A 25,586-nucleotide genomic window follows, 5' to 3' on the forward strand; every position below is an offset into this window, starting at 1 on the left:
TCTGTTAAAGGCCTTTGCAGAGAATATCTATCGCATTAAAGGAGGCCGCTTTATTCATGTTGCGGGTGTTTCTGTTATCAGAAAGGTGATTGACTTCTGCTGAGCACGCGTTCATCACCTTATTACTATTCCATTTAATAACGATCGGCTTGCCAGGTTCAGGTAAGGTCAGCATTGCCAGGCCACCCTGTCCGACCATACCGAGCGTGGTATTGCTACCATCGGTAATGGATGCGCCGAAGGGGATCTTTTGCCCGGAGGCATGTGTGAAGCGCACAAAGGTCTGTTGCTTCTGCTGTGTTTCCATTTTGATATGCACGGCGGCACCGGCGGTTGGCACAATGCTCTTACGCGTATCCTCTACATCGACACTCATTGATGTACCTTTTGGATCAATGAAGACATCGTTGTATCTGTAAGGCGTCAGATAGCCGACAATCCCGTAGCCGTTATCTTTAATGACCGCATTTGAATCAGGGTAAACTCTTGCCCCTTCAGCGCCTTTGGCCTCTATCACGCCAATGGTGTCGCCTAACGTTGGGGTCAAATTGATACCGCCACGGTGTACAACCACGCCACCGTTCATGTTCAGACCGCCCATGAAGCTATGGAGGGACTGGCTGAACGCGACGCCGCCGGAAGCGATATCGCCCACATAAGACAGGTTGGTACCGAAGTTGGTTTCTGGCCTGCTGGACTCGCTGAAGTAGCCGCTAAAGCCATACTGCGATCGCTCGCCGGTCGAGCCGCTGAGCGAGGTGCGGATGGTGGCCTCATCACTGTTGTAGCTAAAGTTTGCTCCCAGGCGAGCCTGTTTTTCATAACGATGGCCGAGCGGCATAGATACGCTCAGGTAGATCGTATCGTCGTGACCACCGTCTTCATTGTTGGTTCGGCCAAGCGAAATGCCCCAGGTCGACGAGCCAAACCGGTTGTTGTATCCCAGCGCGTAGTTGGATTTTTCCGTGCGGCCCAGTTCATCGTTCCAGATGTTGCCGATGAAACCACTGACGTAGAAACTTCCCCAACCCGCAGGCAGCATCTGGTTGATGTTTGCTTCCAGGCGTTCACGATAGCGTTCGGGTAAATATCGGTCGTTACCATGCTCCAGCGCCTGCTTCACGCTGACGGCATCCGACAGCGAGTAGTAATTTTTACTGGAGTAGCGGTAACCCACCAGGCTGAAATTTGTCCCGGTTTCGGAAAGATTTTTAGCAAGGCTGATACGCAGGGACATGTCACACAGTGAGCCGCAGTCATCGCTCCCGGTGCTGGAGTTAAAGTTCGTATAAGAGCGGGTAACGTCCAGGCCTAATGCCCCCAGCGGGGTATTGATAGCCACACCACCCAGCAGGGCGTTGTAATCGCCATCAAACGCGGTTTGAGCGCCTACGTAACCGGTCAGATTATTAAGCAAACCGTACTGAAGCGTGCCTTCCGTCATCCACGGATCATCGGCAAGAAATGTGTTGCGGATTTCACCCGAGGAGACCGAATAGCGAAAATAGCCTTCGCGCAGCAGCTGCGGAACGCTGGAGTAGGGGACGGTAAAGGTATTGATGGTGCCATCGGTCTCTTTGACGGTGACTTCCAGATCGCCGTTGTAGCCCGTTGCATAGAGATCGCTGATGGCAAACTCGCCTGGGGGAACCACTTTTTCATAGAGGGTACTGCCGGACTGCTTGATGGTGACCGTCGCGTTGCTGTTGGCAAAACCACGAACGACAGGCGCATAGCTGCGCACGGAGTCCGGCAGCATGCGATCGTCGGTGGCGAGTCTGACGCCGCGAATGGCCGTTGTATCAAACATCTCCCCGCTGGTGTTGAGATCGCCCAGCACCACTTCAGATTGCCAGGCCGCAATTCCCCGGCTGGCAAATGCCTGCAGATGATCGACCCCTTCATCCTCAATATCATTGCCGAGGTTCAGGGTGTCATAGGTTACAAAACGCCACGCACCGAGCGTCATAGCGGTTTGCAGGTTACCAAAGAGATAGTTGCTGGTTTCACCTAACTCACGGTTGCGCGTGCTTGAACCACTCAGCGCGTAGGAGGCCATGAGGGTAGGTTCACCGTCATCCCATAGTTCAGGGCTGATATAACCCTCTGGTGTATTGAGCAGCATCGCCTGCGGAACGGTGACATCCAGGCGCTCATCATCCTGGTTGTAGGTGACGGTGGCGCCGGGGATAAGCGTTTCAAGGATCAGGCAGCGGCCCGTCTTCCAGTTTTCCGGCAGTTTGCTGGTATCGACATCAAAGCGGATAATCATTTCCGGCGTCATGCAGGCATTTACGCCCTGCGTATTGTTTGCCGGAATAAATGAAATGGGCCAGGTTCCTAATTTGCGCAAGTTGCTAAATACTTCCAGTTTGTAATCACCTGGCTGGATTTTATCTACCCCGTCGAACTGGCTAAGGTCTAATCCACTGTCATAGAAATTCATAAAGCCGCGAGAAAAGTTTACCGCTTTTTTTTCTGTTTCTGCGTTAACCTGGCCTGAAATGCACAATGCCAGAATCATTATCTGGCCAAGGGTACTTTTCGCTTTTTTGAGAAGCCTGTATTTATTATGGCGTGCGGACATTTGACCTTCCGAAAGGTAGAACGTATAAAAAGTTAAAAGTTATAGGTGCGCTTAATATATGCGCCTAAATCAGTGATATAATTGTATTTAAATATGCCGCGTCCACTCACTGCGCTCACCTGCGGAAAGTGATAAACCAGCGTTCCATAAGGGACAATCATGTCACCGGGGATCTCAATGTCTTTATTGTCGGCATTCGTTAGCCACACGCTCGTCATGCTCACGTGGAAAGGCGAATTATTGGTTCCCACCACGTCGTAGCCCTTTGCCACTTTACGCAGTTCCCACTTCAGATCGTCGCCCGCCTGCATGGGATTGCCTTTCAGGCCCGCAGGGCGATAGAAAAATTTGATCATCGTGCGGAACGCCATTTTTATCTGATTCCGATCCGCCTCTTCCGGCAGTTCAGGTGGAATATCCAGCACGTTTAGCCAGAGCAGGGTTTCACGATCTTTCGGGTATTTTCCTGCGGCTTCCTCTGTCTGGAATATACGGAAAACTTTCCCTTTCTGACCGTTTACGCGCGCAGCGGGAGGGTTGATAAAGAACGGAAGATTCTCCTTCTCCGTCCCATCGGTTTTGTCGGTGCTGGAAAGCCAGACCTGCACCAGCTCCGGGTTTTTACTGAGGTTATTTACGCGAACGGTTTGTTCACTCTCGTTTGCATTGAATGCCACACGAGTTGTTAAAATTTGTATAGTGGCGTTGGCGCAGGGGAACCACGTCAATGTCACCATTAACATTACTTTGAGAATATTACTGACCATCAGGCTCAACGTTCCTAAATGTGGCAGGGAAAGCAGTGGGATCACTCCCACTGCTCAAAGGTCTTACTGATACTTAATGGAATAAATGACGTCAGTGGTGACTTTACCGGCCGTTGCCGCACCGCCAGTGGCAACGTACTGCGCCCAGTAGTCGAAGCGAGCGGTATTACCCGAAATGACCGCTGTTTTCGGGTTATTGTTTGCGGTATTCAGATCCAAAACAGCTTTGCTGGAATCTAACAGACCGATTTCAACTTTATCGGCACCACCCGTGGTAACGGTGTTTTTCAGGTTACCGGTCGCGGTGTTGATATTGGTGCTCTGTGCCAGTTCGAAGAAGACGCTGGCGACTTTGTTGTTGGTGCAATTTGAGCCGCTCAGTTTAATGAAGAATGGCGTGTCTCCCGCGCGCTGACCCGCAGTGGCCAGCGCGGTGGTGCTGACGCTTGGCAGATGCACGGTGAAATCAGGAGAGGTGGATTCACCCTGTGCGTCACCGCCTGTAATAATACAGGTGGCGTCACTGATCGTTCCGTCAAAGGTAATTGTGCCATCTTCGGCCGCTGCTGCAGAACCCGCTCCCGCCAGAATGGTAAAAAGACCAATTTTTAAATATTTGTTCATAGATAATTCCATTTAGACATAAATTTTAATAAAGCGGCGGGATTGTAGGGAGTAAAAAAAGAGAAAACCACAGGATGAAACTAAATAAATTCCGAATTGAGACTGTCTCATGCTGTTTATGTATGTATGAATATGGTATGAGGTGTTTTTTTCTTTGAATTACAAGGGCGAAATAGATGGTGGGATGAATTAAATATTCACTTGGAAAATATATGGATTGTAAAGATTATAATATTTTTATGGCTATGGCTTTATTTGGTGAATAGGATGGGTTGTCTATATATGTTGTATTTATGAGTCGCTTGAATTTAATGGATTCAGGCGCTATTCTTAGCGCCATACAGCATTACGATATGAAACGATCCCTTCCTCGTCGGGCTTAACGACGCGGAAGGGATTTTTTTTCACCTTTAGCAACGATCGTCTATCTATGATACGAGGACAGGACATGAGCACTTTAGGTCATCAGTACGATAACTCTCTGGTATCTAACGCGTTTGGTTTTTTACGCCTTCCGATGAACTTCCAGCCGTACGACAGTGACGCGGACTGGGTGATCACCGGCGTGCCGTTCGACATGGCAACGTCAGGCCGTGCGGGTGGGCGTCATGGCCCGGCGGCGATCCGTCAGGTTTCCACTAACCTGGCCTGGGAGCACAACCGCTTCCCGTGGAACTTCGACATGCGCGAGCGTCTGAACGTGGTGGACTGCGGTGACCTGGTGTACGCCTTTGGCGACGCGCGTGAGATGAGCGAAAAGCTGCAGGCCCACGCCGAGAAGTTGCTGGCTGCCGGTAAGCGCATGCTCTCCTTCGGCGGCGACCACTTCGTGACCCTGCCGCTGCTGCGCGCCCACGCGAAGCACTTTGGTAAAATGGCGCTGGTGCACTTCGATGCCCACACCGACACCTACGCCAACGGCTGTGAGTTTGACCACGGCACCATGTTCTTCACCGCGCCGAACGAAGGTCTGATCGACCCGAACCACTCCGTGCAGATCGGTATTCGCACTGAATTCGACAAAGACAACGGCTTCACCGTGCTGGATGCGGGTCAGGTTAACGATCGCGGTGTTGATGACATCCTCGCGCAGGTGAAGCAGATCGTGGGTGATATGCCTGTGTATCTGACCTTCGACATCGACTGCCTGGATCCGGCATTTGCACCGGGTACCGGTACGCCGGTGATCGGCGGCCTGACCTCAGACCGTGCCATCAAGCTGGTGCGCGGCCTGAAGGATCTCAACATTGTCGGGATGGACGTGGTGGAAGTGGCGCCTGCGTATGACCAGTCCGAGATCACTGCGCTGGCCGCAGCGACCCTGGCTCTGGAAATGCTCTACATCCAGGCAGCCAAAAAAGGCGAATAAGCCTCTTCTGGCGTAAAAAAAACCTCTCCCTGGAGAGGTTTTTTATTGCCTTTAAAACACGTTAAACGGGTATTCCACGTAAGCGCGGATCTCGTCCCCGCCCACGTTATAATCGCTGGCGTTGCTGGAGACGCGCAGTACGGAATAGCGCAGTTTCAGTTTCAGATCCTTCGCCGGACCATCCTGCACCTGGTACTGGATCTGATTAAACCACTCGTGCTCTTTGCCGTTGCTGGTTTCTGCGGTTTTGATGTTGTCCCCGCGCACGTAGGCGGTGGTCCAGCTCAGACCCGGCAGGCCAAGGCCACCAAAGTCCAGACCGTAGGATGCCTGCCAGGAACGTTCATCTTCGCCGTTAAAATCAGACCAGTAGGAGTTTGCCAGCCAGATGGTGTTACCGCCATCACCCACGCCGCCCTGGTCGCGGTAGCCGCCGTAGTTGTAGCCGGTGCTGCCGCTGCTCTGCTGGTACGCCACTTTGAACGTGTGAATATCCCAGATGTAGCTCGCCGCCAGGCTCCAGATAGCGTTGCTGCGGCCCGTGTCGAGGCTGTCCGCATAACTCTGGTCCAGACGGGAGTTATAACCGTTGAAGTCGAGCACCAGCTGCTGCCCGGTGCTGAACGGCTGTTTGAAGTTCAGGCCCAGATATTGCTTGTTCATCACCTCTTCATTGTGAGAGGCGTAAAGCGCGCCGCTGAACTGGTCGTTGAACTGGTAGCTCGCGCCGCCGAAGGAGAGGCTCTTCAGCCCGCTGTCGTGGCGGTCGTCACTTTTACGCTGCTCGTCCGTGAAATAACCGGCATTGATTTCCAGACCATCGATCTCTTTTGAGGTCAGCATGGTGCCGGTATAGCTTTCAAACAGCAGGCGGGAGCTGTCGGCATTCACGATAGGCAATTCTGGTCGCTGATTCCCGTAGCTCAGTACGGTATTCGAGATGCGCATTTTGGCGGTTGCGCCAAACTTTGCCAGATCGGATTTTGCCCGGCCGTCGTCTTCCTGCTTAAAGAAGTCGATGCCGCCCGCGCCGCTCTTGCCGCGGCCGCCGTCCAGGCGCACGCCGTATTGAGCAATACCGTCCACACCAAAGCCAACCGGTCCTTCGGTATAGCCGGATGCAAACGTGGCGATGATCCCCTGACCCCATTCGGCTTTGTCCTGCTGGCCCTGATGATAATCACGGCTGATATACGCATTGCGTAAAAAAAGGTCCAGATGGCTGTCGTCAATAAAACCCTGGCTGTCGGATTGCTGACTTGCAGCGGCAGGTAATGCGGCAAATAAACTTAAAGCAATTAATGATAATTCTTTTTTCACGGAGGGAACGTCTCTGTCTGGATATATTAATTGAATAACTGCAGGGGGGATAATTACCGGAAAAAGTGACCTTTGCAATAATTATGTGACCAGGTGTTTCGATGTGACAGGGCAGATTTTGCGGGGCTTTCAGGGGTGTTATCGATACGTGCTGTTAAGTTAACAATTCATGCGAAATAAAAAGGAGGCAAAACTGCCTCCTTCTGAAATTATTTAATTCCGTCTGCGGCCATACGGTCGCGAATATGCTGTGCGCGTTCTTCAGAGGCAGGGTGATCGTCAAACATGGAGCTTTGACGTCCCGCTTCCAGCTTGGCCAGTTTTTCGAAGCTGGTGGCTAAACCGGATGGATTAATGCCGCGTTTGCGCAACAGATCGTAGGAGTAGTCATCCGCTTCGGACTCCTGACGCTGGGAGAACTGAGAGTTCACCAGCTTTTCACCTACGTCGCCCAGCTGTGACTGCGACAGGCTGCCAACGATACCGCCCGCTGAGGCTGCCGCTGCGCGGATGGCATTGGTGCCCAGGGCTACCTGCATCCCTTTCTTCACGTGGCCCAGGGCAACGTGGCCCATTTCATGGCCGATAACCGCTTCCACTTCGTTGTCGGTCATCATGTCCATCAGCCCGCTGTAGACGCGGATACAGCCGTTTGCCATCGCGAAGGCGTTGACGTCTTTCGCCATGTACACCTTGTAGTTCACCGGCTGGCCGTTGATGTTATCGCCCAGCGCGGAAGCAATCTTATTCAGACGCTGCGTGTAGGTACTGTCAGACGGTGCAAGGGTGGCTTTTCCGTCCATATCTTTACAGGCCTGGTCGCTCAGCGCTTTTACCTGCGCATCGCTCAGGGAATAGGCCTGAAAGGCCTCTGCGCCTGACGTCATCAGACCGTTAGAGTCCATATTCTGACAGCCGCTCAGCAGGAGCGTTGTACCCAGGGCCAGCACTATTGCACGCATTTTCATGAGGTTGCTTCCGTACTCGTTAATCTGAATAAAATCCGAAAAGTGCACCGTCAGCGAAGCCGGTGTCGGGCTAAGTATAAGGAATATCTACAGGGCCGGGCGAGCAGATTGCGCAACATGCGAGCATGATCCAGAGATTTCTTAACAAGCAAAAGAATGCTCCATGTACATGACTTGCGGCTTGGGTTACATTGTTGGCACTTTTTTCCGGCGTAGCCCAAAACGCGCTGTCGTCAAGGGCATGGCCTTTAACAGTCCGATCTGGAGTTAAAATGTCCTCACGTAAAGAGCTTGCTAATGCTATTCGTGCGCTGAGCATGGACGCAGTACAGAAAGCCAAATCCGGCCACCCAGGGGCCCCTATGGGTATGGCTGATATCGCCGAAGTTCTGTGGCGCGATTTCCTGAACCACAACCCGCAGAACCCGTCATGGGCTGACCGCGACCGCTTCGTGCTGTCCAACGGCCACGGCTCTATGCTGATCTATAGCCTGCTGCACCTCACCGGCTACGATCTGCCTATCGAAGAGCTGAAAAACTTCCGTCAGCTGCACTCCAAAACTCCAGGTCACCCGGAAGTGGGCTACACCGCTGGCGTAGAAACCACCACCGGCCCGCTGGGTCAGGGTATTGCAAACGCTGTGGGTATGGCGATTGCTGAGAAGACCCTGGCGGCGCAGTTCAACCGTCCTGGCCACGACATCGTTGACCACTTCACCTACGCGTTCATGGGCGATGGCTGCATGATGGAAGGCATTTCTCACGAAGTGTGCTCCCTGGCAGGTACCCTGAAGCTGGGTAAACTGGTTGCGTTCTATGACGACAACGGTATCTCCATCGACGGTCACGTTGAGGGCTGGTTCACTGACGACACCGCTGCACGTTTCGAAGCCTACGGCTGGCACGTTGTGCGTGGCGTTGATGGCCACGATGCTGACTCGATTAAACGTGCAGTAGAAGAAGCGCGCGCAGTGACGGACAAACCGTCCCTGTTGATGTGCAAAACCATCATCGGCTTCGGTTCTCCGAACAAAGCGGGTACGCACGACTCCCACGGCGCGCCGCTGGGCGACGCGGAAATCGCACTGACCCGCGAAGCGCTGGGCTGGAAATACCCTGCATTCGAAATCCCATCTGAGATCTATGCTCAGTGGGATGCAAAAGAAGTAGGCCAGGCAAAAGAAGCGGCATGGAACGAGAAGTTCGCTGCTTACGCGAAAGCCTTCCCACAGGAAGCGGCTGAATTCACCCGTCGTATGAAAGGTGACATGCCGTCTGACTTCGACGCGAAAGCGAACGAATTCATCGCTAAGCTGCAGGCGAACCCGTCTAAAATCGCGAGCCGTAAAGCGTCTCAGAATGCCATTGAAGCGTTCGGTCCTCTGCTGCCTGAATTCCTCGGCGGCTCCGCTGACCTGGCGCCATCTAACCTGACCCTGTGGTCCGGTTCTAAGCCAATCAACGAAGACACTGCCGGTAACTACATCCATTACGGTGTACGTGAATTCGGTATGACTGCGATTGCCAACGGTATCTCCCTGCACGGTGGTTTCCTGCCGTACACCTCTACCTTCCTGATGTTCGTTGAATATGCGCGTAACGCCGTGCGTATGGCGGCGCTAATGAAACAGCGTCAGGTGATGGTCTATACCCACGACTCCATCGGTCTGGGCGAAGACGGTCCAACTCACCAGCCGGTAGAGCAGGTGGCTTCCCTGCGCGTGACCCCGAACATGAGCACATGGCGTCCATGTGACCAGGTGGAATCCGCGGTGGCGTGGAAATACGGCGTTGAGCGTCAGGACGGTCCTACCGCGCTGATCCTCTCCCGTCAGAACCTGGCGCAGCAGGAACGTACCCCAGAGCAGCTGGCGAACATCGCGCGCGGCGGTTATGTGCTGAAAGATTGCGCGGGCCAGCCAGAGCTGATCTTCATCGCTACCGGTTCTGAAGTTGAACTGGCCGTTGCTGCATGGGAAAAACTGACTGCCGAAGGCGTGAAGGCGCGCGTGGTTTCCATGCCGTCTACCGACGCGTTCGACAAGCAGGATGCGGCTTACCGTGAATCCGTACTGCCTAAAGCGGTTTCCGCGCGTGTGGCAGTGGAAGCGGGTATCGCTGACTACTGGTTCAAATACGTGGGTCTGAACGGCGCTATCGTCGGTATGACCACCTTCGGTGAATCTGCTCCGGCAGAACTGCTGTTCGAAGAGTTCGGCTTCACCGTTGAGAACGTTGTCGCTAAGGCGAAAGAACTGCTGTAATCACCATTTTGCCCGGTGGCGCTTATGCTTACCGGGCCTACAAATGGCTCGAAAGTAGGCCGGGTAAGCGCTAGCGCGCCACCCGGCTTTTTTGTAAGCATTATTCCACCTAAAATGTGACGCAAGTCATATAGCTCGCTTATTCATCTGGACAGACATTCCTTTTATTCCCCGATTCGCTTATTCTTGCTGAAGCGTTTCAGTCGATTAAATGTTCGACAAATGACCAATCAATCGCAGTTTGTGACAGCAAGGATTCCCCTTCGGGCGTAGCTGGATTACTCTTTCAGCCACCTCAAACTCAGGGATTGCTTTGCAGGAGATCTATGACCGTACGCGTAGCGATTAACGGCTTCGGTCGCATCGGGCGTAATGTGATTCGTGCTTTGTATGAATCCGGACGTCGGGCGGAAATGACCGTGGTGGCAATCAATGAACTGGCGGATGCTGCGGGCATGGCGCATTTGTTGAAGTATGACACCAGCCACGGACGCTTTGCCTGGGATGTGCGCCAGGAAAGAGATCAGCTTTTTGTGGTTGATGACGCTATTCGTGTGCTGCATGAGAACAGCATCTCCGGGCTACCCTGGCGTGAACTGGGTGTGGATGTGGTGCTTGACTGTACCGGTGTGTATGGCAATCGCGAACATGGCGAAGCGCATCTCGCGGCAGGTGCGAAAAAAGTCCTGTTTTCTCATCCCGGCAGTAACGACCTCGACGCGACCGTCGTGTTTGGCGTCAACCAGCATGAGCTGCAAGCCGAACACCGCATTGTCTCCAACGCCTCCTGTACCACTAACTGCATTATTCCGGTCATCAAACTGTTAGACGATGCGTATGGCATTGAGTCCGGCACCGTGACCACGATTCACTCCGCCATGCACGATCAACAGGTCATTGACGCTTACCACCCGGATTTACGGCGCACGCGTGCAGCGAGCCAGTCAATCATTCCGGTGGATACAAAGCTGGCTGCAGGGATCACCCGAATTTTTCCGCAGTTCAACGATCGTTTTGAGGCGATTGCCGTGCGCGTCCCGACGATCAACGTCACCGCGATCGACCTTAGCGTGACGGTGAAAAAACCGGTAAAAGCTTGTGAAGTCAACCTGTTGCTGCAAAAAGCGGCACAGGGGGCATTTCATGGTATAGTTGACTATACGGAATTACCGTTGGTCTCAGTAGATTTTAACCACGACCCGCACAGCGCCATCGTCGATGGCACGCAAACGAGGGTCAGTGGCGCACACCTTATCAAGACGCTGGTCTGGTGTGATAACGAATGGGGCTTTGCTAACCGAATGCTCGACACCACGTTAGCAATGGCTGCTCAAGGTTTCAGGTAAGGCGCATCGTGCGTCTGCAAAACTTTAAGAATCAACGAGAGGATTCACCATGTCTGTAATTAAGATGACCGATCTGGATCTGGCTGGTAAACGCGTTTTCATCCGTGCCGATCTGAACGTACCGGTTAAAGATGGCAAAGTGACCAGCGACGCGCGTATCCGTGCATCTCTGCCAACCATCGAGCTGGCTCTGAAGCAGGGCGCGAAAGTGATGGTCACCTCCCACCTGGGTCGTCCAACTGAAGGCGAGTACAACGAAGAGTTCTCTCTGCTGCCAGTGGTTAATTACCTGAAAGACAAACTGTCCAACCCGGTTCGCCTGGTGAAAGATTACCTGGACGGCGTTGACGTTGCAGCCGGTGAGCTGGTTGTGCTGGAAAACGTTCGCTTCAACAAAGGCGAGAAGAAAGACGACGAAACCCTGTCCAAAAAATACGCTGCACTGTGCGACGTATTCGTGATGGATGCATTCGGTACGGCTCACCGTGCTCAGGCGTCTACCCATGGTATCGGTAAATTCGCAGACGTAGCGTGTGCCGGTCCTCTGCTGGCTGACGAACTGGAAGCGCTGGGTAAAGCACTGAAAGAGCCTGCTCGTCCGATGGTCGCTATCGTTGGTGGTTCTAAAGTTTCTACCAAACTGACCGTTCTGGATTCTCTGTCTAAAATCGCTGACCAGCTGATCGTTGGCGGTGGTATCGCGAACACCTTCGTTGCCGCTCAGGGCCACAACGTCGGTAAATCCCTGTACGAAGCAGACCTGGTTGACGAAGCCAAACGCCTGCTGGGTACCTGTGATATCCCGGTTCCAACTGACGTTCGCGTCGCGACTGAGTTCTCCGAAACCGCAACCGCGACCCTGAAATCTGTAAACGACATCAAAGACGAAGAGCAGATTCTGGACCTGGGCGACGTTTCTGCACAGAAACTGGCTGAAATCCTCAAAAACGCAAAAACTATCCTGTGGAACGGTCCTGTTGGCGTGTTCGAATTCCCGAACTTCCGCAAAGGGACTGAAATCGTGGCTAACGCAATCGCAGACAGCGAAGCGTTCTCTATCGCAGGCGGTGGTGACACCCTGGCAGCAATCGACCTGTTCGGTATCGCTGACAAGATCTCCTACATCTCCACTGGTGGCGGCGCATTCCTCGAATTCGTGGAAGGCAAAGTACTGCCAGCAGTAGCAATGCTCGAAGAGCGCGCTAAGAAGTAAGCCATTCAAGGGCAGGGAAACCTGCCCAATTTTCAGCGCGCTTTTAAGAGCTCGCACCTTTTCTAACGGCCGAAGATACAGGACTAAGCAACATGTCTAAAATTTTTGATTTCGTAAAACCTGGCGTTATCACTGGTGATGACGTACAGAAAGTGTTCCAGGTAGCTAAAGAAAACAACTTCGCTCTGCCAGCAGTTAACTGCGTGGGTACCGACTCCATCAACGCCGTACTGGAAACTGCTGCTAAAGTTAAAGCTCCAGTTATCGTTCAGTTCTCTAACGGCGGCGCTGCGTTCATCGCAGGTAAAGGCGTGAAAACTGACATTCCTCAGGGTGCTGCAATCCTGGGTGCTATCTCTGGTGCGCACCACGTACACCAGATGGCTGAGCACTACGGTGTTCCAGTTATCCTGCACACTGACCACTGCGCGAAGAAACTGCTGCCGTGGATCGACGGTCTGCTGGACGCGGGTGAAAAACACTTCGCGGCAACCGGTAAGCCACTGTTCTCTTCTCACATGATCGACCTGTCTGAAGAGTCACTGCACGAAAACATCGAAATCTGCTCCAAGTACCTGGCGCGCATGGCCAAAATGGACATGACCCTGGAAATCGAACTGGGTTGCACCGGCGGTGAAGAAGATGGCGTGGACAACAGCCACATGGACGCTTCTGCACTGTACACCCAGCCAGAAGACGTTGATTACGCTTACACCGAGCTGAGCAAAATCAGCCCACGCTTCACCATTGCAGCGTCCTTCGGTAACGTACACGGCGTTTACAAACCAGGTAACGTGGTTCTGACCCCAACTATCCTGCGTGATTCTCAGGAATACGTTTCCAAGAAACACAACCTGCCGCACAACAGCCTGAACTTCGTCTTCCACGGCGGTTCCGGTTCTTCTGCTCAGGAAATCAAAGACTCCGTAAGCTACGGCGTTGTGAAAATGAACATCGACACCGACACCCAGTGGGCAACCTGGGACGGTATCCTGCAGTACTACAAAGCGAACGAAGCTTACCTGCAGGGCCAGCTGGGCAACCCGAAAGGCGAAGACCAGCCGAACAAGAAATACTACGATCCACGCGTATGGCTGCGCGCAGCGCAGACGTCCATGGTCACCCGTCTGGAGCAGGCTTTCAAAGAACTGAACGCGATCGACGTTCTGTAATTTGAGCTGCTAACAGCATCAGAAGGCCCGCAAATGCGGGCCTTTTTTTATGCTTTTTCAATACCCTGCCAGCCCTGTTTTTGTGATCTGTTTGGCAAAGCCTGTGCTTTTTGTTTACCCTTTACTGACCTGCCTGTCTCCATGGGGGATGGATTTTGTGTTTTGGTTTAACAAAAGGAAGAATAAATGGAACAACTCGATGTTGTAGACAGCATCAATAACGCCGGTAACTGGCTGGTGCGCAACCAGGCCCTGCTGCTGAGCTATGCCGTGAACATCGTCGCGGCGATTGCCATCATCATCGTCGGGATGATCGTGGCGCGTATTGTCTCGAATACGGTTAACCGCGTAATGCTGGCCCGTCACATTGACGCCACGGTGGCAGACTTCCTCTCCGCACTGGTGCGCTACGGCATTATCGCCTTCACGCTGATTGCCGCGCTGGGCCGTGTGGGGGTGCAAACCGCCTCCGTCATTGCCGTTCTCGGTGCCGCCGGTCTGGCCATTGGTCTGGCACTGCAGGGCTCGCTTTCAAACCTGGCGGCAGGCGTGCTGCTGGTGACCTTCCGTCCGTTCCGCTCCGGCGAATACGTTGACCTTGGCGGCATTGCCGGAACCGTGCTGCAGGTGCAGATTTTCTCAACGACTATGCGTACCGTCGATGGCCGCATCGTGGTCGTGCCGAACGGGAAAATTATCGCGGGCAACATCATCAACTTCTCCCGTGAACCGGTGCGTCGTAACGAACTGATTATCAGCGTGGCATACGACTCCGACATCGATCAGGTGAAGTCGCTGATTACCAATATCATTGCTTCAGACGATCGCATTCTGAAAGACAAAGAGCAGACGGTTCGCCTGAATGAACTCGGCGCTTCCTCCATTAACTTTGTGGTGCGTATCTGGAGTAAAAGCAGCGATCTGCAAAACGTGTACTGGGACGTGCTGGAACGCATTAAGCGCGACTTCGACGCCAACGGCATCAGTTTCCCGTATCCGCAGATGGACGTGAATCTTAAACGCGAGAAAGCCGCCGAGTAATCCCCCGACGTTGTAGGCCCGGTAATCGCTAGCGCCACCGGGCTTTACCTTCATAAGCTCCGCTAATACCCAATTAATATTATCCATTTCATCTAATGTGATTCGCGCAGTATAGTCAGCTTCCAGAACAACTCTGCGAGAAAATCATCATGCTATCTTATTATTTTCAAGGGCTTGCCTTAGGTGCAGCCATGATCCTTCCCCTCGGCCCGCAAAATGCGTTCGTGATGAATCAGGGCATCCGCCGCCAGTACCATCTGATGATTGCCCTGTTGTGCGCGGTAAGCGATTTGCTGCTGATCTGTGCCGGGATTTTTGGCGGCAGCGCGCTGCTGATGCAGTCTCCGTGGCTGCTGGCGCTGGTCACCTGGGGCGGCGTGGCGTTTCTGCTCTGGTACGGATTCGGCGCGCTGAAAACGGCGATGAGCAGCAACCTCGAACTGGCGAGCGCGGAGGTTATGAAGCAGGGCCGCTGGAAGATTATCGTCTCCATGCTGGCGGTGACCTGGCTTAACCCGCATGTGTATCTCGACACCTTCGTCGTGCTGGGCAGCCTGGGCGGTCAACTGGACGTTGAGCCGAAACGCTGGTTTGCGCTCGGTACGGTCAGCGCCTCTTTTCTGTGGTTCTTCGGTCTCGCCATTCTGGCGGCATGGCTGGCGCCCCGCCTGCGTACGGCCAAAGCCCAGCGCATCATTAATACCCTGGTCGGCCTGGTGATGTGGTTTATCGCTTTCCAGCTGGCGAAAGAGGGGATTCATCATGTCCAGGAATTGTTCAACTAATCCTTGTCTTATGGACAACTGAATAAGACCCGCTAAGCTTGCTGGCATGCGCCCTGTTATTGGGGCACTCTTCGCAACATGGAGGAATGACAGTGAAGTTTAAAGTGATGGCCCTGGCGGCATTAGTGAGTTTCGGTGCGGTGTCGGTGCAGGCAAGCGAATTGCCGGATGGCCCGCACATCGTCACGTCAGGCACCGCAAGCGTGGACGCGGTACCCGATGTTGCAACCCTGGCAATTGAGGTGAATGTGGCGGCGAAAGATGCAGCGACGGCCAAGAAGCAGGCTGACGATCGCGTTGCGCAATACCTCTCTTTCCTCGAGCAGAACGGTGTCGGTAAAAAAGATATCAACTCTGCGAACCTGCGTACTCAACCCGATTACGACTACCAGAATGGCAAAAGCATCCTGAAAGGCTACCGTGCGGTGCGTACCGTTGAAGTGACCGTGCGTCAGCTGGATAAGCTTAACTCGCTGCTGGACGGTGCGCTGAAGGCGGGCCTGAACGAGATCCGTTCCGTGTCGCTGGGCGTTGCGCAACCGGAGAAGTACAAAGACGAAGCGCGTAAAGCGGCGATTGATGATGCCATTCACCAGGCGGAACAGCTGGCTTCTGGCTTTAAGAGCAAGCTCGGTCCGGTTTACAGCGTGCGTTACCACGTCTCTAACTACCAGCCAAGCCCGATGGTTCGTATGATGAAGGCTGACGCAGCGCCGGTATCCGCTCAGGAAACTTACGAGCAGCCGACAATCCAGTTCGACGATCAGGTGGATGTGGTGTTCCAGCTTGAACCTGTTGCAGCACAGCCGAAACCGGCTCAGTAATCTGTAGGCCGGGTAAGGCGTAGCCGCCACCCGGCTTTTCTTTTTAATCCTGTCTCAATACCTTATGCCCGTACGCCAGCAGCGCGTCAGTGACGTTGCGCATCATGCGGCTTTCCGGCGCAAAACGGTGCCAGTAGAGCATCCGACGCTGATAAAGCCCCGGCGTTAAGTCAATCAGCTCACCGCTTTTCAACTCTTTCTCAATCTGCAGGTGCGGGATCATGCAGCAGGTGGTGCCCTGGCGCGCAAGCTGCACGAAGGCTTCTGACGAGTTCACGATATGGCACGGCACGCTGCCCGGCGGCAGGTCGAAGTTTTGCTGCAGGAACGCCTGATGCATATCGTCCAGATGGTCGAAGGCCACGGCAGGGGCTTTCAGCAGCGCCGCGCGGGTGACGCCGTTGGGGAAGTAGCGTTCCGCAAAGGCTTTTGAACCCACAAACAGATAGTCCAGAGCGCCTAACTGATCGACAAGGCAGCTTGGCAGCGCCTGCGGCTGAATACTGACCGCCCCAACCACTTCACCGCGACGCAGGCGCTCCTGGGTGCGGGTTTCGTCTTCAACCTGCAAATTCAGGCGGATAGGGGAGTCTGCGAGGACCGGTGCCAGGGCCGGCAGCAGCCAGGTTGCCAGACTGTCGGCGTTGACCGCCAGAGAGAGCAGCAGCGGCGTAGAGCCCGTTTGTTCGTCACCCAGCCACTCGTCTTCCAGCAGTTCAACCTGACGCAGCAGAGCGAGGAGCTTTTGCCCTTGCTCTGTTGGACGTGGCGGCACGGTACGCACCAGCAGCGGCTGGCCGAACATGTTTTCAAGCTGTTTGATACGCTGAGAGACGGCGGACTGCGTGATGCAAAGCTTTTGCGCCGCGCGCTCAAAGCCTCGTTCACGAATAACTGCATCAAGTGCCTGTAGTGTTCTGTAGTCCGGACGTTTCATTGCTCTGGCTGGCTCCTTAATTTTGCTTATTCTGCACTATGACACAATTTTCCCTTTGTGGCAGACGAATTCCATTCGACGTGTTCTATAATGCGCCCTGAGTTTTAACACCACAGGCAAAACGATCATGACGCAGGATGAACTGAAAAAAGCAGTAGGATGGGCCGCTCTCCAGTACGTACAGCCGGGTACCATTGTCGGTGTCGGTACGGGATCAACCGCGGCACACTTTATCGATGCGCTGGGCACGATGAAGGGGCAGATCGAGGGCGCGGTTTCCAGCTCTGATGCTTCCACGGAAAAGCTGAAAAGCCTCGGCATTACCGTTTTCGATCTTAACGAAGTGGATCGTCTGGGGATTTACGTTGATGGCGCGGATGAAATCAACGGCCACATGCAGATGATCAAAGGCGGCGGCGCGGCGCTGACGCGCGAAAAAATCATCGCCTCCGTTGCGGACAAGTTTATCTGCATCGCCGACGCCTCCAAGCAGGTGGACATTCTGGGGAATTTCCCGCTGCCGGTTGAAGTGATCCCGATGGCCCGCAGCGCGGTTGCCCGTCAGCTGGTCAAGCTGGGCGGTCGTCCGGAATATCGTCAGGGCGTAGTGACCGACAACGGCAACGTGATCCTCGACGTTCACGGTCTGGAAATTCTTGACGCGATTGCGCTGGAAAACGCCATCAACGGCATTCCAGGCGTAGTGACCGTAGGGCTATTCGCCAACCGTGGCGCGGATGTGGCGCTGATCGGCACCGCTGACGGCGTGAAAACCATCGTAAAATGATCTGACGGGGGGAGTCCTCCCCCCGCTAAAAAATTTTTGAAACGCTAAATTCGGTGACTTGTGTCACGTTTTTATGCCTCTTTTGCCGATCCTTCCGCGTTTGTAAATTTCCATAGCATTTTCCTCTGCCATTTTGCGCTGTATGACTTTCCTTCAGCGTACTGACGCAAACGTTCATATTGCTGCAATAGTTTTTTTTGATATGTTGGCTACAGCGGATTTATATCCAGCACAACATCAGTTCAGACAAAAACAGGGTCGGGTAAATGGCAAAGGTATCACTGGAGAAAGACAAGATTAAATTCCTGCTGGTCGAGGGCGTGCATCAAAAAGCAATCGATAGCCTTCGTGCGGCAGGTTACACCAACATCGAATTTCACAAAGGCGCGCTTGATACCGAAGAGCTGAAAGCGTCCATCCGTGATGCCCACTTCATTGGCCTGCGATCCCGTACTCACCTGACTGAAGATGTGATTGCCGCGGCGGAAAAGCTGGTGGCTATCGGCTGCTTCTGCATCGGTACCAACCAGGTTGACCTGAATGCTGCTGCAAAACGCGGTATTCCTGTCTTTAACGCCCCGTTCTCCAACACCCGTTCCGTGGCGGAGCTGGTGATTGGCGAACTGCTGCTGCTCCTGCGCGGCATTCCGGAGGCTAACGCCAAAGCACACCGCGGCGTCTGGAACAAACTGGCTGCGGGCTCCTACGAAGCCCGTGGGAAAAAACTGGGTATCATCGGCTATGGCCACATCGGTACCCAACTGGGGATTCTGGCGGAATCTCTCGGTATGCATGTCTATTTTTACGATATCGAAAGCAAGCTGCCTTTAGGCAATGCCACCCAGGTTCAACACCTGTCTGACCTGCTGAACATGAGTGACGTGGTAAGTCTGCACGTGCCGGAAAATGCCTCCACCAAAAACATGATGGGCGCAGAAGAGCTGGCGCTGATGAAGCCGGGCTCACTGCTGATTAACGCCGCGCGCGGCACGGTGGTCGATATCCCTGCGCTGTGCGATGCGCTGAAGCGTAAGCATCTGGCAGGGGCGGCCATCGACGTTTTCCCAACGGAGCCCGCCACCAACAGCGATCCGTTCACCTCTCCGCTGTGCGAGTTCGACAACGTGATCCTGACGCCGCACATCGGCGGTTCGACTCAGGAAGCGCAGGAGAACATCGGTCTGGAAGTGGCGGGTAAACTGAGCAAATACTCCGACAATGGCTCGACGCTCTCCGCCGTTAACTTCCCGGAAGTGTCTCTGCCGCTGCACGGCGGTCGTCGTCTGCTGCATATTCACGAAAACCGTCCAGGCGTGCTGACTGCCATTAACCAGATCTTTGCTGAGCAGAGCGTCAACATCGCCGCGCAGTATCTGCAAACCAATTCGCAGATGGGCTATGTGGTTATTGATATCGAAGCGGATGAAGACGTTGCCGAGAAAGCGTTGCTGAGCATGAAGGCCATTCCGGGGACGATTCGCGCGCGTCTGCTTTACTGATGGTGCGGTCTGTGGTGTCGGGGGGCTTACGCTTACCCGACCTACAATGTTTGAGGATTTACGTAGGCCGGGTAAGGCGCAGCCGCCACCCGGCTTTATGCTACCAAAGCCACGTTTTACTGGGCGTCACTACCGCCGGCAACGGCACATCCCATTTCTCCACCGGCAACGCCTCCACGCCCTGGCAATCATGCGCGTAGCCTACCGGCTGCAACCCATACTGCTGCCAGTTTTGCAGCGTCCGGTCGTAAAAACCGCCGCCCATACCTAAGCGCTGTCCCTGCTCATCAAACGCCACCAGCGGCGTAATCAGCACATCCAGCTGTGACAGCGGCAGCACGTCGCGCACATCGAGTTTCGGCTCGGTGATTTTCAGACGATTCACCACCAGCTCGCTGTGCGGGTGATAGTGCAAAAACAGCAGATTGCCTTCACTGATCGGGTGCAGCACCGGCAGGTATACCTTCTTCCCGGCGCGCCAGAGTTGCTCTATCAGCGGTTGGGTGTCCAGCTCGCCGTCAAACGACAGAAACAGGGCAACCGTGCGCGCCATCACGACAGGGGGATACGCCATCATACGGGCGGCGGCCTGCTGGGCAAAATGCGCTTGCTGTTCTGGGGTTAACGCACGACGGCGTTGACGAATGAGCTGACGAATGTCCTGGCGTGAAGCTGAAACTTCAGGGAATTGAGTCATGGTAGTTGGTAGAAGAAAAGAGAGGGAATCTCCGAGATGCCGCCGCAGGCTGTAACCCTTGAACCCTTGGTTCAAGGTGAATGTGTCGTCATAGTTTTAAGGCTTCTCGGACGGACCGAGCATGCTCACCAACCATGGAGCGCCACATTCTTGTGGTATGAAATATCGGCTCAGGGGACTGGCCCGCTTGCGAACATCTCAGAGAAATTTTGTCTTCACAGTTACTCTACCATAGTCAACTGAGAAGTGTTATTCAAACTTGGGTCCCGGTCTTTCGGGATTGCGACCTTGATCAAGCAATGCTTGTTCTATGGTCTGCTGGAGCATTTTTATGCGCTGCTCCATGCTTGCCGCGTAGTCGCGGGTCTTCGCTTTTTCCTGAGTCAGTTCATAGCTGATGTTCAACGCGGCGATGAAAACCAGCTGCTCAGTATTTGTGACTCTAGTGCGTTCTTTTAGATCTTGCAACCGCTGATTCAAATCGTCCGCAGCCTGATTCAAAGCATCCCTTTGTTCAGGCGGACAATTCACTCGCAGTGAACGGCCAAAAATCTGGAGATCGACGGGTTGTGCAGACATGCCACCTTCCTGCTGATTGACTGCGCTGCCTTCGCTTACTGCCCCGGGGGCTGCGAAGGGGCGACACTATAGCTACCCTGATGTGAAGATACAAGCCCTTTTCTGGTATCACCAGGGTCCAAAGTGGTAGCATATCATGAAACTTCCCCCCAATGATGACGAATGCGCATGTCTATACAGAACGAAATGCCTGGTTACAAGGATTTAAACCAGTTACTGAACCAGCAGGGAGTTGGTTTAACCCCTGCCGAAATGCACGGTCTGATCAGTGGCATGCTGTGCGGCGGAAACAGCGACAGCTCCTGGCAGCCGCTGATCCACGACCTCACGAATGAAGGGCTGGCGTTTGGTCACGAGCTGGCGGAAGCGCTGCGTAAAATGCACGCCGCCATCAGCGATTCGCTGGAAGACGATGGCTTCCTTTTTCAGCTTTATCTGCCTGACGGCGACGACGTCAGCGTGTTCGATCGCGCCGATGCGCTGGCCGGCTGGGTAAACCACTATCTGCTGGGGCTGGGCGTCACGCAGCCTAAACTGGATAAAGTGACCGGCGAAGCGGGTGAGGCGATCGACGACCTGCGCAACATTGCCCAGCTTGGCTACGATGAAGACGAAGACCAGGAAGAGCTGGAAATGTCTCTCGAAGAGATCATCGAGTACGTGCGCGTAGCGGCACTGCTGTGCCACGACAACTTTACGCGCTCACAGCCGACCGCACCGGAAGTTCGTAAGCCAACCTTACATTAAGAAAAATAACGCACAGGAGGGTGTCATGGTTATCTCGAGTCAAGAGTATTCGCGCCGCCGTCAGGCGCTGCTGGCGAAAATGCAGCCGGGCAGCGCCGCGCTAATTTTTGCTGCGCCTGAAGTGACGCGCAGCGCCGACAGCGAATATCCCTATCGCCAGAGCAGCGATTTCTGGTATTTCACCGGCTTTAACGAGCCGGAAGCGGTACTGGTGCTGATTAAAAGCAATGACACCCACAACCACAGCGTGATATTCAACCGCGTGCGCGACCTGACGGCCGAAATCTGGTTTGGCCGCCGCCTGGGCCAGGAGGCCGCGCCGGCGAAGCTGGGCGTTGACCGGGCGCTGGCGTTTAGCGAAATCAACCAGCAACTCTACCAGCTGCTTAACGGCCTCGACGTGCTCTATCACGCGCAGGGCGAATATGCCTACGCCGATGAGATTGTCTTCACCGCGCTGGATAAGCTGCGCAAAGGCTCGCGGCAGAACCTGTCCGCGCCTGCCACGCTGACGGACTGGCGTCCGATAGTGCATGAGATGCGCCTGTTTAAGTCTGAAGAAGAGCTGAACGTGATGCGCCGCGCGGGCGAAATCAGCGCGCTGGCGCACACCCGCGCGATGGAGAAATGCCGCCCCGGGATGTTCGAATACCAGCTGGAAGGCGAAATTCACCACGAATTTAACCGCCACGGCGCGCGCTATCCCTCCTACAACACCATTGTCGGCGGCGGGGAAAACGGCTGCATTCTGCACTACACCGAAAACGAAAGTGCGCTGCGCGACGGCGATCTGGTGCTGATTGACGCCGGTTGCGAATATCAGGGCTATGCGGGGGACATCACCCGTACCTTTCCGGTGAACGGTAAATTCTCGCCGGCACAGCGCGCGATTTACGACATTGTTCTCGAATCCCTTGAGACAGCGCTCAAACTGTATCGTCCGGGGACTTCCATGCAGGAAGTGACCGGCGAAGTGGTGCGCATCATGATTACCGGTCTGGTCAGGCTCGGGATCCTGAAAGGGGATGTCGACACCCTGATTGCTGAAAATGCGCATCGACCGTATTTCATGCACGGCCTGAGCCACTGGCTGGGGCTGGACGTGCATGACGTTGGCGCATACGGCACCGACCGTTCGCGCGTGCTGGAGCCGGGCATGGTGTTAACCGTGGAGCCGGGTCTCTACATCGCGCCGGATGCCGACGTGCCAGAAGAATACCGCGGGATTGGCATTCGTATTGAAGACGATATCGTGATTACCGAAACCGGTAACGAAAACCTGACCGCCAGCGTCGTGAAAAACGCTGACGATATCGAGGCGCTGATGGCAGCGGCGCGCGCATGAGCGTGATCATCGTGGGTGGCGGCATGACCGGGGCCACGCTGGCGCTGGCCATTTCGCATTTGACGCAGGGCCAGCTTCCGGTGCACCTGGTAGAAGCCGTTGCGCCAGAGGCGTCGAATCACCCCGGTTTTGATGCCCGCGCCATTGCGCTGGCGCAGGGAACCTGTCAGCAGCTTGCGCGCATTGGTATCTGGCAGGCGATAGCCGACCGTGCCACGGCGATCGGTACTGTTCACGTCAGCGATCGCGGCCATGCTGGCTTTGTCACGCTGGAGGCGCAGGATTACCGTATTGATGCCCTGGGTCAGGTTGTTGAGCTGCACGACGTCGGATTACGTCTGTTCCGCCTGCTCCAGGACGCGCCGGGCGTTACGCTGCATTGCCCCGCGCGCGTGGCCAGCGTGAGCCGAAGCGAAGCGTCGGTCAGCGTGACCCTGGAAAGCGGCACCGTCCTTGAAGGCCAGCTTCTGGTCGCTGCGGACGGTTCGCGCTCGTCGCTCGGCACCCAGTGTGGCGTGGAGTGGCGCCAGCAGCCTTACGGGCAGGTGGCGGTCATTGCGAACGTCGCTACCGCAGCTGACCACAACGGCAGGGCCTTTGAGCGCTTTACGCAGCATGGCCCGCTGGCGATGCTGCCGATGTCGGACGGGCGCTGTTCCCTGGTCTGGTGTCACCCGCAGGATAAGGCGGAAGAGGTTAAGGCCTGGTCCGACGAACGTTTTTGTACCGAGCTGCAGAAAGCCTTTGGCTGGCGGCTGGGGCGTATTACCCATGCCGGCAAGCGGACGGTCTACCCGCTTTCGCTGACCACGGCGTCTCAGTCTGTCTCCCACCGTCTGGCGCTTGTCGGTAACGCTGCGCAGACGCTGCACCCCATCGCGGGGCAAGGTTTCAACCTTGGCTTACGCGATGTCATGAGCCTGGCCGAATCTCTGGCGCAGGCGTGGGGCGAGCAAAAAGACTGTGGGGCCTATTCGGTGCTGAGTCATTACCAGAAGCGCCGGCAGGCGGATAAAGAGGCCACCATCGGTGTGACCGATGGTTTGGTTCATCTTTTTGCCAATCGCTGGGCACCGCTGGTTGCGGGTCGCAACCTTGGGCTGATGGCGATGGAATTATTCATTCCGGCACGTGACGTGCTGGCGCAGCGGACCCTGGGTTGGGTCGCGCGTTAAGGAGTTATCACCGTGCAAAATGTTGATGTCGCCATCGTTGGCGGCGGAATGGTTGGACTGGCATTGGCCTGCGGATTACAGGGCAGCGGCCTGCGCGTGGCGGTGCTGGAGCAAAAGCAGCCTCAGCCCGTTGCACCGGATGCGCCGCCGGAACTCCGCGTCTCGGCGATCAATGCGGCCAGCGAAAAGCTGCTGACGCACCTTGGCGTCTGGGCAGATATTGTGGCGCACCGCGCCAGCTGCTATCACGGCATGGAAGTGTGGGATAAAGACAGCTTTGGTCATATTGCTTTTGACGATGAAAGCATGGGCTATAGCCATCTGGGGCACATCGTTGAAAACGCGGTGATCCACCACGCGCTCTGGCAGAAAGCACAGCAGTGCAGCGACGTGACGCTGATTGCGCCTGCGCAGATCCAGCAGGTGGCGTGGGGCGAAAACGAGGCGTTTATCACCCTGCAGAGTGGCGACATGCTGACCGCGCGTCTGGTGGTCGGTGCTGACGGTGCCAACTCCTGGCTGCGTAATAAAGCCGATATCCCGCTGACGTACTGGGATTACCGCCATCATGCTCTGGTCGCGACGATCCGTACCGAAGAGCCGCACGGCGGCGTGGCGCGCCAGATTTTCCACAACGATGGCATACTGGCGTTCCTGCCGCTTGCCGATCCGCACCTGTGCTCAATTGTCTGGTCCCTGGTGCCGGAAAAAGCCCAGCAGATGCAGGAGGCGACGCCGGAGGCCTTTAACCAGGCGCTGTGCGTGGCCTTTGATAACCGCCTTGGCCTGTGCACGCTTGAAAGCGAGCGTCAGGTATTCCCGTTAACCGGCCGCTACGCGCGCCAGTTTGCGGCGCACCGTCTGGCGCTGGTGGGGGATGCGGCGCATACCATCCATCCGCTGGCCGGGCAGGGCGTCAACCTTGGCTTTATGGACGCGGCGGAGCTGGTAGAAGAGCTGCGTCGCCTGCATCGTGAAGGCAAAGATATCGGCCAGCATCTCTACCTGCGTCGCTACGAGCGCAGCCGCAAGCACAGCGCGGCGATGATGCTGGCGGGCATGCAGGGCTTCCGCGAGCTGTTTGCCGGGTCAAATCCAGCGAAGAAATTGCTGCGCGACATCGGCCTTAAGCTTGCTGACACCCTTCCGGGTGTTAAACCCCAACTCCTCCGTCAGGCGATGGGTCTTAACGACCTGCCGGACTGGCTACGTTAAAATACACGTCATCCTTCAAGCTGCCTCTGCGTTGGCCGCGTCTGCTCACCCCAGTCACTTACTTATGTAAGCTCCTGGGGACTCTCAGACTTGCCGCCTTGATGCAACTTGAATGATTTTGTGTATTGACCCCTGTCACACTTTCTTTTCCCGGCCTCTGCGCCGGGGAAATTCCCTCGTTTGAAATATTCTAATTTCACGTCATTTTTCGCATTAGATAATCTAATGTCGTGTTTTTCTCGTTACGGAAATTCGGCCCGTTTTTCCGCACGAAATATCACCATGTGCTAAATCCTGTTAGATCATTGTTAATTTTGTGCGGGGT

22 protein-coding genes and 1 other RNA gene are annotated in these 25,586 nt (G+C 55.0%); 14 read left to right on the forward strand and 9 right to left on the reverse strand.

Translation table 11 applies throughout. The features are described 5' to 3' along the window. Nucleotides 1-4 precede the first annotated feature (4 nt). The 3 genes from LLF79_RS14650 to LLF79_RS14660 form a co-directional block, all read right to left on the reverse strand. Nucleotides 5-2,587: a fimbria/pilus outer membrane usher protein gene (locus tag LLF79_RS14650; protein ID WP_227879752.1), complete on the reverse strand. Its 2,583-nt coding sequence runs from the start codon at nt 2,585-2,587 to the stop codon at nt 5-7. A 32-nt stretch (nt 2,588-2,619) separates the two neighbouring features. Next, nucleotides 2,620-3,354, reverse strand: coding sequence for a molecular chaperone (locus tag LLF79_RS14655; RefSeq protein WP_008499739.1), 735 nt, complete (start codon nt 3,352-3,354; stop codon nt 2,620-2,622). Between the two features lie 63 nt (nt 3,355-3,417). Continuing rightward, nucleotides 3,418-3,978 carry a fimbrial protein gene (locus tag LLF79_RS14660; RefSeq protein ID WP_008499738.1) on the reverse strand — a complete coding sequence of 187 codons (561 nt, stop codon included), beginning with the start codon at nt 3,976-3,978 and terminating at the stop codon, nt 3,418-3,420. A gap of 448 nt (nt 3,979-4,426) precedes the next feature. On the opposite strand from LLF79_RS14660, the gene speB reads away from it, so the two are divergent. Further along, the gene (speB, locus tag LLF79_RS14665) at nt 4,427-5,347 is read left to right on the forward strand and encodes an agmatinase (RefSeq protein WP_008499737.1); all 921 of its coding nucleotides are present in this window, start codon (nt 4,427-4,429) and stop codon (nt 5,345-5,347) included. A gap of 51 nt (nt 5,348-5,398) precedes the next feature. Here the strand turns inward: speB and LLF79_RS14670 are convergent, their stop codons facing one another. Together LLF79_RS14670 and LLF79_RS14675 are read right to left on the reverse strand one after the other, a co-directional pair. After that, the gene (locus LLF79_RS14670; RefSeq protein WP_021242067.1) at nt 5,399-6,667 is read right to left on the reverse strand and encodes an OprD family outer membrane porin; all 1,269 of its coding nucleotides are present in this window, start codon (nt 6,665-6,667) and stop codon (nt 5,399-5,401) included. Nucleotides 6,668-6,876: 209 nt separating this feature from the next. Next, nucleotides 6,877-7,635 carry a M48 family metallopeptidase gene (locus LLF79_RS14675; protein WP_008499735.1) on the reverse strand — a complete coding sequence of 253 codons (759 nt, stop codon included), beginning with the start codon at nt 7,633-7,635 and terminating at the stop codon, nt 6,877-6,879. A 272-nt stretch (nt 7,636-7,907) separates the two neighbouring features. Here LLF79_RS14675 and tkt point away from each other — a divergent pair, with 272 nt between their 5' ends. From tkt to LLF79_RS14710, 7 genes are all read left to right on the forward strand, one after another. Further along, nucleotides 7,908-9,899: a transketolase gene (tkt, locus tag LLF79_RS14680; protein ID WP_021242065.1), complete on the forward strand. Its 1,992-nt coding sequence runs from the start codon at nt 7,908-7,910 to the stop codon at nt 9,897-9,899. A 326-nt stretch (nt 9,900-10,225) separates the two neighbouring features. Further along, on the forward strand, nt 10,226-11,245 hold the full coding sequence (gene epd, locus LLF79_RS14685) for an erythrose-4-phosphate dehydrogenase (protein ID WP_227879753.1): 1,020 nt from the start codon (nt 10,226-10,228) through the stop codon (nt 11,243-11,245). A gap of 49 nt (nt 11,246-11,294) precedes the next feature. Continuing rightward, nucleotides 11,295-12,458 (forward strand): phosphoglycerate kinase, encoded by a 1,164-nt coding sequence (pgk, locus tag LLF79_RS14690; RefSeq protein WP_008499732.1) that lies wholly within the window; start codon nt 11,295-11,297, stop codon nt 12,456-12,458. A 92-nt stretch (nt 12,459-12,550) separates the two neighbouring features. Next, nucleotides 12,551-13,630, forward strand: a complete 1,080-nt coding sequence (gene fbaA / locus LLF79_RS14695; RefSeq protein WP_008499731.1) for a class II fructose-bisphosphate aldolase — start codon at nt 12,551-12,553, stop codon at nt 13,628-13,630. Nucleotides 13,631-13,816: 186 nt separating this feature from the next. Further along, nucleotides 13,817-14,671 (forward strand): small-conductance mechanosensitive channel MscS, encoded by an 855-nt coding sequence (mscS, locus tag LLF79_RS14700; protein WP_008499730.1) that lies wholly within the window; start codon nt 13,817-13,819, stop codon nt 14,669-14,671. 149 nt (nt 14,672-14,820) lie between these two features. Beyond that, nucleotides 14,821-15,456, forward strand: a complete 636-nt coding sequence (argO, locus tag LLF79_RS14705; RefSeq protein ID WP_045407147.1) for an arginine exporter ArgO — start codon at nt 14,821-14,823, stop codon at nt 15,454-15,456. Nucleotides 15,457-15,548: 92 nt separating this feature from the next. Beyond that, entirely contained in the window at nt 15,549-16,280 is a 732-nt protein-coding gene (locus LLF79_RS14710) for an oxidative stress defense protein (RefSeq protein WP_008499728.1), read from the forward strand. A 43-nt stretch (nt 16,281-16,323) separates the two neighbouring features. Here LLF79_RS14710 and argP read toward each other — a convergent pair whose 3' ends face one another. Next, nucleotides 16,324-17,217 carry a DNA-binding transcriptional regulator ArgP gene (argP, locus tag LLF79_RS14715; RefSeq protein ID WP_008499727.1) on the reverse strand — a complete coding sequence of 298 codons (894 nt, stop codon included), beginning with the start codon at nt 17,215-17,217 and terminating at the stop codon, nt 16,324-16,326. Between the two features lie 127 nt (nt 17,218-17,344). Here argP and rpiA point away from each other — a divergent pair, with 127 nt between their 5' ends. After that, nucleotides 17,345-18,004, forward strand: coding sequence for a ribose-5-phosphate isomerase RpiA (rpiA, locus tag LLF79_RS14720; RefSeq protein WP_003860091.1), 660 nt, complete (start codon nt 17,345-17,347; stop codon nt 18,002-18,004). Between the two features lie 266 nt (nt 18,005-18,270). After that, on the forward strand, nt 18,271-19,503 hold the full coding sequence (serA, locus tag LLF79_RS14725; protein ID WP_045335232.1) for a phosphoglycerate dehydrogenase: 1,233 nt from the start codon (nt 18,271-18,273) through the stop codon (nt 19,501-19,503). Between the two features lie 100 nt (nt 19,504-19,603). Here serA and LLF79_RS14730 read toward each other — a convergent pair whose 3' ends face one another. The 3 genes from LLF79_RS14730 to zapA all read right to left on the reverse strand — a co-directional run bounded on the left by LLF79_RS14730 (nt 19,604) and on the right by zapA (nt 20,779). Beyond that, nucleotides 19,604-20,200 (reverse strand): 5-formyltetrahydrofolate cyclo-ligase, encoded by a 597-nt coding sequence (locus tag LLF79_RS14730; RefSeq protein WP_227879755.1) that lies wholly within the window; start codon nt 20,198-20,200, stop codon nt 19,604-19,606. A gap of 24 nt (nt 20,201-20,224) precedes the next feature. Further along, a non-coding RNA gene (gene ssrS, locus LLF79_RS14735) (6S RNA) lies at nt 20,225-20,408 on the reverse strand. 41 nt (nt 20,409-20,449) lie between these two features. Further along, complete coding sequence (gene zapA, locus LLF79_RS14740) at nt 20,450-20,779, reverse strand: cell division protein ZapA (RefSeq protein ID WP_006811891.1); 330 nt, start codon at nt 20,777-20,779, stop codon at nt 20,450-20,452. Between the two features lie 168 nt (nt 20,780-20,947). On the opposite strand from zapA, the gene LLF79_RS14745 reads away from it, so the two are divergent. Genes LLF79_RS14745 through ubiI form a run of 4 tightly spaced genes read left to right on the forward strand, consistent with a single transcriptional unit; the run spans nt 20,948 to nt 25,261 of the window. Continuing rightward, the gene (locus tag LLF79_RS14745) at nt 20,948-21,526 is read left to right on the forward strand and encodes a YecA family protein (RefSeq protein WP_025912457.1); all 579 of its coding nucleotides are present in this window, start codon (nt 20,948-20,950) and stop codon (nt 21,524-21,526) included. A gap of 31 nt (nt 21,527-21,557) precedes the next feature. Then, complete coding sequence (gene pepP, locus LLF79_RS14750; protein ID WP_227879841.1) at nt 21,558-22,871, forward strand: Xaa-Pro aminopeptidase; 1,314 nt, start codon at nt 21,558-21,560, stop codon at nt 22,869-22,871. Beyond that, complete coding sequence (gene ubiH, locus LLF79_RS14755) at nt 22,868-24,046, forward strand: 2-octaprenyl-6-methoxyphenyl hydroxylase (protein ID WP_227879758.1); 1,179 nt, start codon at nt 22,868-22,870, stop codon at nt 24,044-24,046. The genes pepP and ubiH overlap by 4 nt, the downstream gene beginning before the upstream one ends. A gap of 12 nt (nt 24,047-24,058) precedes the next feature. Further along, nucleotides 24,059-25,261 (forward strand): FAD-dependent 2-octaprenylphenol hydroxylase, encoded by a 1,203-nt coding sequence (gene ubiI, locus LLF79_RS14760; protein ID WP_227879759.1) that lies wholly within the window; start codon nt 24,059-24,061, stop codon nt 25,259-25,261. Nucleotides 25,262-25,586: the final 325 nt, after the last annotated feature.

This window comes from Enterobacter cloacae complex sp. 2021EL-01169, assembly GCF_020733125.1.
Classification (GTDB): domain Bacteria; phylum Pseudomonadota; class Gammaproteobacteria; order Enterobacterales; family Enterobacteriaceae; genus Enterobacter; species Enterobacter roggenkampii.

Coding starts and splice junctions, on each gene's coding strand:
- LLF79_RS14655 (WP_008499739.1), bottom strand. CDS start 3,354: ATGGTCAGTAATATTCTCAAAGTAATGTTAATGGTGACATTGACGTGG.
- ubiH (WP_227879758.1), top strand. CDS start 22,868: ATGAGCGTGATCATCGTGGGTGGCGGCATGACCGGGGCCACGCTGGCG.
- LLF79_RS14650 (WP_227879752.1), bottom strand. CDS start 2,587: ATGTCCGCACGCCATAATAAATACAGGCTTCTCAAAAAAGCGAAAAGT.
- serA (WP_045335232.1), top strand. CDS start 18,271: ATGGCAAAGGTATCACTGGAGAAAGACAAGATTAAATTCCTGCTGGTC.
- speB (WP_008499737.1), top strand. CDS start 4,427: ATGAGCACTTTAGGTCATCAGTACGATAACTCTCTGGTATCTAACGCG.
- LLF79_RS14730 (WP_227879755.1), bottom strand. CDS start 20,200: ATGACTCAATTCCCTGAAGTTTCAGCTTCACGCCAGGACATTCGTCAG.
- pgk (WP_008499732.1), top strand. CDS start 11,295: ATGTCTGTAATTAAGATGACCGATCTGGATCTGGCTGGTAAACGCGTT.
- tkt (WP_021242065.1), top strand. CDS start 7,908: ATGTCCTCACGTAAAGAGCTTGCTAATGCTATTCGTGCGCTGAGCATG.
- LLF79_RS14745 (WP_025912457.1), top strand. CDS start 20,948: ATGTCTATACAGAACGAAATGCCTGGTTACAAGGATTTAAACCAGTTA.
- LLF79_RS14675 (WP_008499735.1), bottom strand. CDS start 7,635: ATGAAAATGCGTGCAATAGTGCTGGCCCTGGGTACAACGCTCCTGCTG.
- fbaA (WP_008499731.1), top strand. CDS start 12,551: ATGTCTAAAATTTTTGATTTCGTAAAACCTGGCGTTATCACTGGTGAT.
- zapA (WP_006811891.1), bottom strand. CDS start 20,779: ATGTCTGCACAACCCGTCGATCTCCAGATTTTTGGCCGTTCACTGCGA.
- rpiA (WP_003860091.1), top strand. CDS start 17,345: ATGACGCAGGATGAACTGAAAAAAGCAGTAGGATGGGCCGCTCTCCAG.
- epd (WP_227879753.1), top strand. CDS start 10,226: ATGACCGTACGCGTAGCGATTAACGGCTTCGGTCGCATCGGGCGTAAT.
- argP (WP_008499727.1), bottom strand. CDS start 17,217: ATGAAACGTCCGGACTACAGAACACTACAGGCACTTGATGCAGTTATT.
- argO (WP_045407147.1), top strand. CDS start 14,821: ATGCTATCTTATTATTTTCAAGGGCTTGCCTTAGGTGCAGCCATGATC.
- LLF79_RS14660 (WP_008499738.1), bottom strand. CDS start 3,978: ATGAACAAATATTTAAAAATTGGTCTTTTTACCATTCTGGCGGGAGCG.
- mscS (WP_008499730.1), top strand. CDS start 13,817: ATGGAACAACTCGATGTTGTAGACAGCATCAATAACGCCGGTAACTGG.